This window comes from Streptomyces sp. NBC_00433, from assembly GCA_036015235.1.
GTDB lineage: Bacteria > Actinomycetota > Actinomycetes > Streptomycetales > Streptomycetaceae > Actinacidiphila.
Genome location: CP107926.1, coordinates 948,888 through 962,198, shown reverse-complemented (window position 1 = coordinate 962,198; position 13,311 = coordinate 948,888). Strand labels below are relative to the sequence as shown.

The following is a 13,311-nucleotide window of genomic DNA, read 5'->3' as shown; positions in this document are numbered from 1 at the left end:
TGACCGGGGAGCGGCGCCCTGGCTAGGAAGCGCCCAACTCGTTGTCGATGTACGCGAAAAGGTCGTCGTCCGTCGCTTCGGCGATCCGCTCCTCCGCGTCCGGGGCGTCGCCCGGGTCGTCGGATCGGCCGGTGACGCTCGCCAGCAGGGTGCGCAGCCGTGCCGCGACGGTCTCGCGAGCGCCCTGGTCGTACTCGGGCGCGGTCAACACCGCCTCCCACCGGTCGAGTTCGGCGATGAGGGTGGTGGGCGAGGCGGCCTGTCCCGCGCTGTCCGGCACGAGTTCCGCGTACAGGTGGCGGGCGAGGGTTCCGGCGGTCGGGTAGTCGAACAGCAGGGTGCTGCCCAGCCGCAGGCCCGTCGCCGCGCCGAGCCGGTTGCGCAGCTCGACCGCCGTCAGCGAGTCGAACCCGAGGTCGAGGAAGCCCCGGCCGGCGTCGATGGCGTCGGGAGCGGAGTGACCGAGCACGGTGGCGGCGTGCGCTCGCACGAGCGACAGCACCGTCTCGCCGCCCTCGCCGGGCGACTGCCGCGCGAGCCGCTCCACCAGCCCCGCCGCCTTGCCGTCCGCCGCACCGGCCCGCCCGCCTGCCGCCCGCCGCCGGCCGGGCGCCCGTACGAGACCGCGCAAGAGGGCCGGTGCGACGGCGGGGTCCAGCCGCCGCGCGTCGAGGCCGACCGGGACCAGAAGCGGGTCAGGTGCGGCCAGTGCCGTGTCGAGGAGGGCGAGGGCGTGCGGGGTGGTGAGGGCGGAGATGCCGTGTCGCCCCAGGCGCTGGCGCTGGCCGGAGTCCAGGCCCTCGGTGAGGGCGCTGGTTTGTTCCCATAGGCCCCAGGCGAGGCTGGTGGCGGGTTGGTGGTGGGTGTGGCGGTGGTGGGCGAGGGCGTTGAGGAAGTTGTTGGCGGCGTTGTAGTTGGCCTGGCCGGGGTTGGCGAGGGTGGCGGCCGCCGACGAGAAGAGGAGGTACCTCTCAAGGTGGGGGAGGTCGGCGGTGTGCAGGTGGTAGGCCGTGTCGACCTTCGGGGTGAGGACGGTGTGCAGTCGCTCGGGGGTGAGGGAGCTGAAGGTGCCGTCGTCGAGGGTGCCGGCGGCGTGGATGACGGTGGTGACGGGGTGGTCGTCGGGTATGTCGGCGAGCAGGGTGGCGAGTTGGTCGGGGTCGGCGGTGTCGGCCGCGACGAGGGTGGCGGTGGCGTCGAACTGGGCGAGGGCGGTGGTGAGTTCTGTCGCGGTGGGCGAGTTCGGGCCCGAGCGGCTGGCGAGGAGGAAGCGTCGGTGGCCGTGGTTCTCGGCGAGATGGAGCGCCGTGAGTCCGGCCAGGAGGCCGGTGCCGCCGGTGATGAGGGTCGTGCCGTCCGGGTGGGGCTGCCGGGGGAGTGTGAGGGCGAGCTTGCCGGTGTGGCGGGCCTGGCTGAGGTGCCGCAGCGCCTGCGGGGCACGGGTGATCGGGTACGTCGACGTGGGCAGCGGCGGCAGGGCCCCGCTCCGGAAGAGCGCGTGCAACGCCTCAAGCACCGCGTGAATCCCCGACGGTCCCGCGTCGTTGAGGTCGATGGCCTGGTAGCGGGTGCCGGGGTGGTCGGCGTTGGTGGTGTCGGGGTCGCGGATGTCGGTTTTGCTCATGTCGATGAAGTGGCCGCCTCGGGGGAGGAGGCGGAGGGTGGTGTCGGTGTGTTCGTGGGCGAGGGAGTGCAGGACGACGTCCATGCCGTGGCCGTTGGTGCGGGCCAGGAGGTGGTTGGCGTAGTCGTGGGTTCGTGAGTCCGCGATGTTCTCGGCGTCGTAGCCCAACTCGGCGGTGAGGGTGTGGTGTTTGGGCAGGCTGGCGGTGGCGTACAGGCGGGCGCCGAGGTGGCGGGCGAGGTGGGTGGCGGCTTGGCCGACGCCGCCGGTCGCGGTGTGGACGAGAAGGTTCTGGCCCGGCTTGAGGTCCGCCAGGGTCACCAGGGCGTAATAGGCCGTCGCGTAGGCGACAGGAGCCGACGCGGCTTCGGCGGTTGTCCAGCCGTCGGGGACGGGGATGACCAGCCGGTGGTCGGTGACCGTGGTGGCACCGGTGCCGTGCGTGAGGATGCCCATCACACGGTCGCCGACCCGTACGTCCGTGACGTCGGCGGCGGTCTCCGTGACGATGCCCGCGCCCTCGGAACCGATGTGCGGCGCGGGCACGGGGTACATCCCCAGCGCGATCAGCACGTCGCGGAAGTTGAGGCCCACCGCCTCCAACGCGACCCGGACCTGCCCGGCTTCCAGGGGCTTGTCGAGGTCGGGGGCGGGGAGGAGGGCGAGTTGGTCGGGGCTGCCCGGCGAGGTGAGGTCCAGCCGCCAGGCACCGGCGTCCGGCTCCGGGACGTCGAGGGCCGGGAGCGGGGTGTTGGTCAGCCGGGGTGCGTACAACTCGCCCTTGCGCAGGGCGGTGTACGGCTCGTCGGCCGCCCGGACTGTCCCGATCGCCTCGATCAGGGCCGCCGTCGAGAAGGGGTGGCCGTCCAGGTCGATGAGGGTGATCCGCCCCGGGTGCTCGCTCTGTGCCGTCCGTACGAGGCCGGTCACCGTCGCCTGCACCAGGTCCGGGTCGTCCGCCTGCACGGCGGCGACGGCGTCGCGGGTTACGACCACGAGCGGGATGCTCGCCAAGTCCACCTGCTCCAGCCAGTCCTGGAGGCGTAGCAGCACGTCTTCGGCGGTGGCGTGCGCCTGGCCCACCACGTCGGTGCCGTCCGCCGGCGAGAGGACGAGCAGCACGGCATCGGGGGCAGCCTCCCCGCCGAAGGCGTCGAGGCCGGGGTGTGCGGGCAGGCCGAGCCCCAGCGGGTCCTCGTCCCCCCAGACCGCCCAACGCGCGCTGCCAATAGTCGAGTCGCCGACCGGCAGCGGCGCCCACTCGACACGGAAGAGGGCGGAGTCGTGGCCGGAGCTTCCCAGTGCGGCCAGCGCGGCAGGGTCCAGCGGGCGGGTGGTGAGCCGTTCGACACTGGCCAGCGGCTGCCCGGCCGGATCGCTCACCTCGATGGCCAGGGAGTCCTCGCCGGTTCGGCTCAGGTGCACCCGGGCGGCCGTGGCGCCGGTGGCGTGCAGGCGTACTCCGCTCCAGGCGAACGGCAGCCGCGTCCCGCCGTCCGCCGCAAGCGCCAGCGGGTGCAAGGCGCTGTCCAGCAAGGCCGGATGGATGGCGAAGGCGTCGGCTCCGTCGACCTCGGCGCTCGCGTCGTCGAGTTCCAGCTCCGCGTAGAAGTCGTCGCCGTGTTGCCAGGCGGCGGTGAGGTTCTGGAAGGCGGGGCCGTAGGTGTAGCCGCGTGCGGTGAGGCTGTCGTAGGCGTCGGTGAGGTCGATGGGGGTGGCGCCGGGGGGCGGCCAGGCGGCGTCGGCGGGGGTCGGTGCGGGCTCGGGCGCTTGGGCCGTGGTGAGGGTGCCGGTGGCGTGGCGGGTCCATGGCGTCGTGCCGGCGTCGTCGGCGTCAGGTTCGGGCCGCGAGTGGACGGTGACGGTACGGCGACCGGTGTCGTCGGCCGCGGTGAGCGTCGCCCGGAGCTGGACGGCCTCCCCCTTGGCGAGCACCAGCGGTGTTTCGAGGGTCAACTCCTCGACCACATCGGTCCCGACGGACTCCCCCACGTGCAGGGCGATGTCCACATACCCCGTTCCCGGCAGCAGCACAGTGTCGCCGACGGCGTGGTCGGCGAGCCACGGGTGGTCGGCGAGGGAGATCCGCCCGGTGTAGAGGACACCGTCGTCCGGGAGTTGGACCGCGGCACCCAGCAAGGGGTGTGTCACTGCCTGCTGCCCGACCCAGCTCGGGTCGCCGCTCCCGCTCCCGGCCGAGGGCGTCAGCCAGAAGCGGCTGGTCCGGAAGGCGTAGGTGGGGAGGTCGGTGGGGCGGGCACCGCGGAGTGCGGGGTGTGCGGTCCAGTTGATGGGGGTGTTGTGGGTGTGTGCTTTGGCGAGGGCGGTTGTGAGGTCTGTGGGTGTGCCGTGGTTGCGGCGGAGGGTGCCGAGGGCGGTGACGGGTTGGCCTTGGGGGTGGTTTTGGGCTGTTTGGTGGATGGCGTGGGTGAGGACGGGGTGGGGGCTGGGTTCGATGAAGAGGGTGTGGCCGGTGGTGATGAGGTGGGTTGTGGTGGCGTGGAGTTGGACGGGTTGGCGGAGGTTGTCGTACCAGTAGGCGGCGTCCAGTGTGGTGGTGTCGGTGGGGGTGTTTTGGGGGTGGGTGGTGGAGTGGAAGGGGATGGTGGCGGGTTGGGGGGTGGTGGGGGCGAGGTCGTTGAGGATGCGTTCGCGCAGGGGGTCGATGTGGGGGGAGTGGGAGGCGTAGTCGACGGGGACGAGGCGGCTGTCGATCTGCTCGGCTTGGAAGGCGGCGTGCAGCTGGTGGATGGCGTCTACGTCTCCGGACAGGGTGGTGCTGGCGGGGCTGTTGAGGGTGGCGATGGTGACGCCGGTGTGGTCTGCGAGCCGTTCGTGGAGGTTTTCTGCGGGGAGGGGGACGTGGAGCATGGTGCCGTGTCCGGCGATGGTGGTGAAGGTCTGGCTGCGTAGGGCGATGATGCGGGCGGAGTCTTGGAGGGTGAGGGCGCCTGCGATGTGGGCTGCGGCGATTTCGCCTTGTGAGTGGCCGATGACCGCGTGGGGGGTGAGTCCGTGGTGTTGCCAGAGCTTGGCGAGGGAGATCATCGTGGCCCACAGCATCGGCTGGAGGACGTCGACGCGGTCGGGGTCGGCGGCTCCCGGGGTCTGGTTGAGGGTGTCGATGAGGTGCCAGTCGGTGAAGGGTGCGAGTGCGTGGTGGCAGGCCTCGATGTGCTCGGTGAAGACCGGGTCGGTGCGTAGCAGTTCTTGTGCCATGCCGGGCCACTGGGAGCCCTGGCCGGGGAAGACCAGCACGGTCTTGGGGGGTTCGGGCGGGGCTGTGGCGGTGTAGGCGTCGGATGCGGGGTCGTCGTTGACGAAGCGGTCCAGCGCGGTCGTCAACTCCTCGTGGGTGGAGGCGATGACCGCTGCCCGATGCTCGAACTGCGTCCGCGTTTTGACCGTCGCGAGTGCCACGTCCGCGACCGACACCTCGGGGCTGTCGGCGAGCCGGCTCCGCAGCCGTGCCGCTTGCGCCGTCAAGGCGTCCGCCGTCTTCCCGGACAGCAGCACCGGGACCGCGACCGCCGGCGTGTCGCCCGCGTCCGTACCGTCCTCGGGGGTCGCCGACTCCGCTGACGAGGGGGCCTGTTCGAGGATGAGGTGGGCGTTGGTGCCGCTGATCCCGAAGGAGGAGACTGCTGCCCGGCGGGGGCGGTCGACTTCGGGCCAGGTCATGGCGGTCTGGGTGAGGGCGATGGTGCCCGCGCTCCAGTCGACGTGCTGCGAGGGTGCGTCGAGGTGCAGGGTGGCGGGCAACTGCCCTTCTTGGAGGGCGAGGACCATCTTGATGACGCCCGCTATTCCGGCGGCGGCCTGTGTGTGTCCGATATTCGACTTCACCGAGCCCAGCAGCAGCGGCCGTTCGGCCGGACGTTCCTTGCCGTAGGTGGCCTGGAGCGCCTGCGCTTCGATCGGGTCGCCCAGCGGTGTCCCGGTGCCGTGCGCCTCGACGACGTCGACATCGTTCGTCGTCAGCTGCGCGTCGGCCAACGCCGCCCGGATGACGCGCTCTTGCGAGGGGCCGTTGGGTGCGGTGAGGCCGTTGCTGGCGCCGTCCTGGTTCGTGGCGGTGCCGCGGATGACGGCGAGGACGGGGTGGCCTTGGCGTTCGGCGTCGGAGAGGCGTTCCAGCAGCACCATGCCGACGCCTTCGGCGAGGCTGAAGCCGTCGGCGCTGTCGGAGAAGGGCTTGCACCGACCATCGGGGGCCAGGCCGCGCTGCCGGCTGAACTCCAGGAAGGGGTTCGGGCTGGGCAGGACGGTCACACCGCCCGCCAGCGCGAGCGTGCACTCGTCATTGCGCAGCGCCTGGGTCGCGAGGTGCAGGGCGACGAGCGAGGACGAGCAGGCGGTGTCCACGCTGACCGCCGGTCCCTCAAGGCCCAGCGTGTACGCGACCCGCCCCGACGCGACCGACGTCGTGTTGCCGATGAGGAAGTACCCCTCGCAGGCGGCCCCCGAGGCGTCGCGGCTGCTCGGCACGTACTCCTGCGCGATCACACCGGTGAAGACACCGGTGCGGGTGCCGCGCAGCGTCGTCGGGTCGAGCCGGGCGCTCTCCAGCGCTTCCCAGGCGGTGTGCAGGAGCAGCCGCTGTTGCGGGTCGGTGGCCAGCGCCTCGCGCGGGTTGATGCCGAAGAAGTCCGCGTCGAAGTCGCCCGCGTCATAGAGGAATCCGCCTCGGCGGGTATAGCTGGTGCCGAGGTGGTCGGCGTCCGGGTCGTAGAGGCCTTCCAGGTCCCAGCCGCGGTCGGTCGGGAACGGCCCTGTCGCGTCGGTCCCTTCGGACAGCAGCGACCACAGCTCGTCCGGGGTGCTGACACCGCCGGGGAAGCGGCAGGCCATCCCGACGATCGCGATCGGCTCGTGCCGCTCCGCCTCGGCGTCGTGCAGGCGTTCGCGAGCCTGCTGAAGATCGGCCATCGCACGCTTGAGGTAGGTGCGGAGCTTTTCTTCGTTGTCCATCGGGTCTCATTCCTCTCGGAGCGGCGCGTCGCCGTGGGGCGGCCGGGCCTGGCGGGCGCGTTGGCGCGGGTCAGGAGCACGGCTCAAGGGGCGCTGCCGAGCCCCTTGTCGAACGCCTCGAACAGCTCGTCGTCGGAGGCGGAGTCGAAGTCGGTCGTGGAGCCGGCGCCGTCCTTCGGGGCGTATGCGGAATTCCAGGCGCGCAGCAGGTCCTGGAGCCGGGCGGCAGTCTTGGCGTGGTGCGCGGGGTCCGTGTCCGTCGGCAGGCCGTCGCCGGCGAGTGCCGCCATGGCGGCCTCCAGCGCGGCGAGTTCGGCCCCGATCGGGTCCCCGCCGCCGTCAGCCGGGGTGGTGCCGGTGCTCTCCGCGACGAGCGCGACGATCCGGCCGGCGAGCGCGGCGGGGGTCGGGTAGTCGAAGACCAGGGTGGCGGGCAGCCGCAGCCCGGTGGCGGCGTTGATCAGGTTGCGCAGCTCGACCGCGGTGAGCGAGTCGAAGCCCAGCTCCTTGAACGCGTTGTCGCTGCGTACGAGTTCCGGCGTGGCGTGCCCCAGCACGGTGGCGGTGTGGGTACGGACCAGGGCGAGCACGGTGCTGCGCTGCTCGGCCGCGGGCAGCCGGCTCAGGCTCACGGCGAAGGACTCCGCCGCCTCCGCCGTCGGCGTGGCGGCCGCCGCCGTGCGCCGCGGAAGCCGTACGAGGTCGCGCAGCACGGACGGGAGCGACCGGGGGTCGGGGTGGCGGCGGAGCACACCGCTGTCGATCGGCGTGAGCACCGTGAGAGTCAGCCCGGACCCCAGGGCGGTGTCGAGGAGGGCGAGGGCGTGCGGGGTGGTGAGGGCGGAGACGCCGTTGCGGTGCAGTCGGCTGTGTTGCCCTGCGTCGAGGGCCCCCGTCATGGCGCTGGTTTGTTCCCATAGGCCCCAGGCGAGGCTGGTGGCGGGTTGGTGGTGGGTGTGGCGGTGGTGGGCGAGGGCGTTGAGGAAGTTGTTGGCGGCGTTGTAGTTGGCTTGGCCGGGGTTGGCGAGGGTGGCGGCGGCTGAGGAGTAGAGGACGTAGTGCTGGAGGTGGGGGAGGTCGGCGGTGTGGAGGTGGTAGGCGGTGTCGATTTTCGGGGTGAGTGTGGCGTGTAGTTGTTCGGGGGTGAGGGAGGTGAAGGTGGCGTCGTTCAGGGTGCCGGCGGCGTGGATGACGGTGGTGACGGGGTGGTCGTCGGGTATGTCGGCGAGCAGGGTGGCCAGGGCGTCCGGGTCGGCGGTGTCGGCCGCGACGAGAGTGGCGGTGGCGCCGAACTGGGCCAGATTGGCCGTGAGTTCTGTCGCGGTGGGCGAGTGCGGGCCCGAGCGGCTGGCGAGGAGGAAGCGTCGGTGGCCGTGGTTTTCCGCGAGGTGCAGCGCCGTGAGTCCGGCCAGGACGCCGGTGCCGCCGGTGATCAGCGTGGTGCCGTCGGGGCGGGCCGGTGCGGGCAGGGTCAGCGCGAGCTTGCCGATGTGCCGTGCCTGGCTCAACTGCCGCATGGCCTGCGGGGCTTGCTGCAAGGGATGGCCCACGGTGGGCAGCGCGGGCAGCGTGCCGTCCGCGAACAGGCCGCTCAGGGCGTGCAGGATCTCCCGGGTGAGGTCCGGTCCCGCGTCGTTGAGGTCGATGGCCTGGTAGCGGGTGCCGGGGTGGTCGGCGTTGATGGTGTCGGGGTCGCGGATGTCGGTTTTGCTCATGTCGATGAAGTGGCCGCCTCGGGGGAGGAGGCGGAGGGTGGTGTCGGTGTGTTCGTGGGCGAGGGAGTGCAGGACGACGTCCATGCCGTGGCCGTTGGTGCGGGCCAGGAGGTGGTTGGCGTAGTCGTGGGTTCGTGAGTCCGCGATGTTCTCGGCGTCGTAGCCCAACTCGGCGGTGAGGGTGTGGTGTTTGGGCAGGCTGGCGGTGGCGTACAGGCGGGCGCCGAGGTGGCGGGCGAGGTGGGTGGCGGCTTGGCCGACGCCGCCGGTCGCGGTGTGGACGAGAAGGTTCTGGCCCGGCTTGAGGTCCGCCAGGGTCACCAGGGCGTAATAGGCCGTCGCGTAGACCACGATCGCTCCGGCCGCCTCGGTGGACGTCCAGCTGTCGGGGACGGGGGTGACCAGCCGGTGGTCGGTGACCGTGGTGGCCGCCGTGCCGTGGGTGAGGATGCCCATCACGCGGTCGCCGACCTCGAAGCCGGTGACCTCGGGGCCGACTTCGGTGATGACGCCCGCGCCCTCGGATCCGACGTGCGGTGCCGGCTGCGGATACATGCCCAGGGTGATCAGCACGTCCCGGAAGTTGAGGCCCACCGCCTCCAGCCGGATGCGTATCTGGCCCGGTTGGAGCGGCTGTTCGAGGTCGGGGGCGGGGAGGAGGGCGAGTTGGTCGGGGCTGCCGGGTGAGGTGAGGGCGAGCCGCCAGGCGCTGTCGCTGTCGGTGGGGATGGCCAGTTGGGTCTGCGGGGTGTTGGTCAGCCGGGGAGCGTACAGCTCGCCCTTGCGCAGGGCGGTGTACGGCTCGTCGGCCGCCCGGACTGTCCCGATCGCCTCGGCCAGGGCCGCGGTCGAGAAGGGGTGGCCGTCCAGGTCGATGAGGGTGATCCGCCCCGGGTGCTCGCTCTGCGCGGTCCGCACGAGGCCGGTCACCGTCGCCTGCACCAGGTCCGGGTCGTCCGCGGGCTCGACCGCGCTGCCGCGAGAGGTGACCACGACCAGGTGGGTGTCCTCCGTCTGCGGCCTGCCAAGCCAGTCCTGGAGCCGCAGCAGTGTGCCCTCCGCCGCCGCGTGCGTCCGTCCCACCAGGTCCACGCCGTCCGGCGGGGCGAAGAAGCGCAACGCCACCGCGGGTGCGGGATCGCCCAGCGCGTCGAGGTCAGGGTGGCTCGGCAGTCCGAGGCCGACCGTGTCCGCGCCCCAGACCGCCCAACCCCGCGTGTCCGTGGTCGCGTTGGCGAGGGGAAGCGCGGTCCACTCGACCCGGTGGAAGGCGGCGTCCCCTTCCCGGGCAGCAGGTACGGCCGCCAGGGCGGCGGGGTCCAGCGGGCGGGTGGTCAGCCGTTCGACGGTGGCCAGCGGCTGCCCGGCCGGGTCGGTCAGTTCGACGGCCACCGCGTCCTCGCCGATACGGGTGAGGTGGACGCGTGCGGCTGTGGCGCCGGTGGCGTGCAGGTGTACTCCGCTCCACGCGAACGGCAGCCGCGTCCCGCCGTCCGCCGCGACCACCAGGGCGTGCAGCGCGCTGTCCAGCAAAGCCGGATGGAGCCCGTAGTCCGCCGCCTGCCGCGGGTCCTGCTCCGGGTCGTCCGCGCCGAGCCGGACCTCGGCGTAGAGGTGGTCGCCGTCCTGCCAGGCGGCGGTGAGGTTCCTGAAGGCCGGCCCGTAGCCGTAGCCGCGTGCGGCCAGAATGTCGTAGGCCCCGGTGAGGTCGAGCGGTTCGGCTCCCGTGGGCGGCCGGCTCCCGCTCGCGGCCGCCGGGTCCGGGGCCGGGCCACCGGCCGCGAGGACGCCGGTGGCATGCCGGGTCCACGGGGCCGGCGCGGCCTCGTCCGCGGGCTCGGGACGGGAGTGGAAGGTGATCGTGCGCCGCCCGGTGCCGTCGGGGGCGGCGACGGCGGCCTGCAACTGCACCGCCTGGTCCGGGGCGAGGACGAGCGGGGCTTCGAGGGTCAGCTCCTCGACGGTGTCATGGCCGGTGTCCTCGCCCGCGTGCAGGGCGAGTTCGACGAAGGCGGTGCCGGGCAGCAGCACCGTGCCGGCGACGGCGTGGTCCGCGAGCCACGGATGGTCGGCGAGGGACAGCCGCCCGGTCAGCACCGAGCCGCCGTCCTCCGCGAGCCGCACCACCGCTCCCAGCAGCGGATGCCCGGCCGGCGACTGGCCGACCCCGGCCGGGTCACCGCCGGCCGCCGCCGCGGGCGCGTCCAGCCAGTGGCGCTCCCGCTGGAAGGGGTAGGCGGGCAGGTCCACCGCGCGCGCCGCGGCCGGGTCGAAGAAGGTCTCCCAGGCCACGGGGCCACCGTGCACGTGGAGTTCGGCCGCTGCCGCCGGGGCGGTGAGCGCGGCGGGCCGGTCGGCGCGCAGCAGCGCGGCGAAGGCGGGTGCGGCCGGGGCCTCGCCCTCGCTGGCAATGGACGCCGCGACCTCCACGCTCTCCCGCGCCAGCGCCGTCAGTACGGCGTCCGGCCCCAACTCCAGGTACGCGGTGACGCCGCTGTCGTGCAGCCACCGCACGCCGTCGTGGAAGCGGACGGTGCCGCGCAGGTGGCGGGCCCAGTAGTCGGGGGAGCGAAGCTCCGCGTCGGTGGCGGGCCTGCCGGTCACGTCGGAGACGATCGGCACGGACGGTGCCGAGAAGGTCAACTGCTCGGCGACGGCTCGGAAGGCTTCCAGGACGGGGTCCATGTGCGCCGAGTGGAAGGCGTGTCCGACGACGAGCCGCTTTGTGCGCCGCCCCCGGGCCCGCCACAGCTCCACGGCCCGCGCCACCGCGTCCTCGTCGCCTGAGACGACCGTGGACGCCGGCCCGTTGACGGCGGCCAGGCTCAGCGCGGGCTCGGCGTCGAGCACCGGCCGCAGCTCCTCCTCGGTCGCCTCAAGGGCGGCCATGGCGCCGTCCTTGCGGGTCGTCGCCATCAACCGCCCGCGGGCGGCGACCAGTCGGGCCGCGTCCGGGAGGTCGAGCACACCGGCGACATGCGCGGCGGCCAACTCGCCGATGGAATGGCCGAGCAGCACGTCGGGCGCCAGACCCCACGAGGTCACCAGGCGGTAGGAGGCCACCTCAAGGGCGAACAGCGCGGCCTGCGTCAGGTCGGTACGGTCGACAAGCGCCGCGCGCGGGTCGTCCTCGGCCGCGAAGACCACCTGCTTGAGGGGGAGTTCGAGCAGCGGGTCCAGATGCGCGCACACCTCGTCGAAGGCGGCAGCGTAGGCCGGGAAGGCCGCGTACAACTCCTGCCCCATGCGCGGCCGCTGGCTGCCCTGGCCGGTGAAGAGGAACGCGGTGCGCGTGCCGCGCCGGGCCTTGCCGGTGACCAGGCCGGGGGCGGGCCGCCCGGCGGCGGCGGCGCGGAGGCCGCCCAACAGGCCGTCGCGGTCGGCCCCGAGGACCACCGCCCGGTGGTCGAACGCGGTACGGGCCGTCGCCAGCGTCAGCCCGACGTCGGCGGGCGACGCCGACGGGGTGCGGTCGGCGTGGTCGAGCAGCCGTTCGGCCTGCGCCCGCAGCGCGTCCTCGGTGCGCCCGGACAGCACCCAGGGCACGACGGGGGCGGGGGGCGCTGCCGGCGCGACCTCGGGCGACGGGGTTACGGCGGTCTGCCCCGGCGCCTCCTCGATGATCACGTGCGCGTTCGTCCCGCTGATGCCGAACGAGGACACCGCCGCCCGCCGGGGACGGTCCGTACGCGGCCACGGCACGGGCTCGGTGAGCAGCGACACCGCGCCCGCCGCCCAGTCGACGTGCGGCGACGGGGCGTCCACGTGCAGGGTGCGCGGCAGGGTGCCGTGCTCCAGCGACAGGATGATCTTGATGATGCCGCCCACGCCAGCGGCGGCCTGCGTGTGCCCGAGGTTGGACTTCAGCGAGCCCAGCCGCAGCGGGCGCTCCGCCGGGCGGTTGCGGCCGTAGGTGTTGACCAGGGCCTGCGCCTCGATGGGGTCGCCGAGTTCGGTGCCGGTGCCGTGGGCCTCGACCGCGTCGACGTCGTGCGGCGCCAGCCGCGCGTGGGCCAGCGCGGCACGGATGACGCGTTCCTGGGAGGGGCCGTTGGGGGCGGTCAGGCCGTTGCTCGCGCCGTCCTGGTTGACGGCGCTGCCGCGGATGACGGCCAGCACGCGGTGGCCGTTCCGCCGGGCGTCCGACAGCCGCTCCAGCAGCAGCAGCCCCGCGCCCTCGGCCCAGCCGGTACCGTCGGCGGCCGCCGCGAAGGGCTTGCAGCGCCCGTCGGGCGCCAGGCCGCGCTGCCTGCTGAACTCCACGAAGGTCGCCGGGGTCGCCATCACCGTCACGCCGCCGGCCAGGGCGAGCGAGCACTCGCGGTCGCGCAGCGCCCGGCAGGCGAGGTGGGCCGAGACCAGCGACGACGAGCACGCGGTGTCCACGGTGACGGCCGGGCCCTCAAGGCCGAGCGCGTAGGCGATACGCCCCGAGGCGACGCTGCCCGCGCTGCCGCTGACGAGGTAGCCCTCGAAGCCGGCCGGCGCGGGCGTGAGCCGCGAGCCGTAGTCGTCGTACATCACTCCGGTGAAGACGCCCGTGTCGGTGCCGCGCAGGTCCGCCGGGCGCAACCGGGCGTGCTCGAAGGCCTCCCAGGCCGTCTCCAGCAGCAACCGCTGCTGCGGGTCGGTGGCGGCGGCCTCGCGCGGGGACATGCCGAAGAAGGCCGGGTCGAAGTCGGCCGCGTCGTGCAGGAAGCCGCCCTCGCGGACGTAGGAGTGGCCGACGGCGTCCGGCGACGGGTCGTACAGCCGCTCGACGTCCCAGCCGCGGTCGGCGGGGAAGGGCCCCACCGCGTCGGTGCCGTCGCGCAGCACGGACCACAGGTCCTCAGGGGTGCGGACGCCGCCCGGGTAGCGGCAGGCCATGCCGATGACGGCGATCGGCTCGTGCTCGCGGTCGACCGCCTTGCGCAACTGCTCGCGGGCGTCGTCCAGTTCGACCGCGAGCCGGTTCACGTATTCCCGCAGCCGGTTTTCGTTGGCCATCTGTGCCATCCG

At 73.2% G+C, this 13,311-nt stretch carries 2 protein-coding genes; both read right to left on the bottom strand.

Annotation, left to right across the window (positions count from 1 at the left end; translation table 11 throughout):
* Positions 1-22: 22 nt before the first annotated feature.
* The gene (locus OG900_03755; protein ID WUH89345.1) at positions 23-6,595 is read right to left on the bottom strand and encodes an acyltransferase domain-containing protein; all 6,573 of its coding nucleotides are present in this window, start codon (positions 6,593-6,595) and stop codon (positions 23-25) included.
* Between the two features lie 83 nt (positions 6,596-6,678).
* Positions 6,679-13,299, bottom strand: a complete 6,621-nt coding sequence (locus OG900_03750; GenBank protein WUH89344.1) for a type I polyketide synthase — start codon at positions 13,297-13,299, stop codon at positions 6,679-6,681.
* Positions 13,300-13,311: the final 12 nt, after the last annotated feature.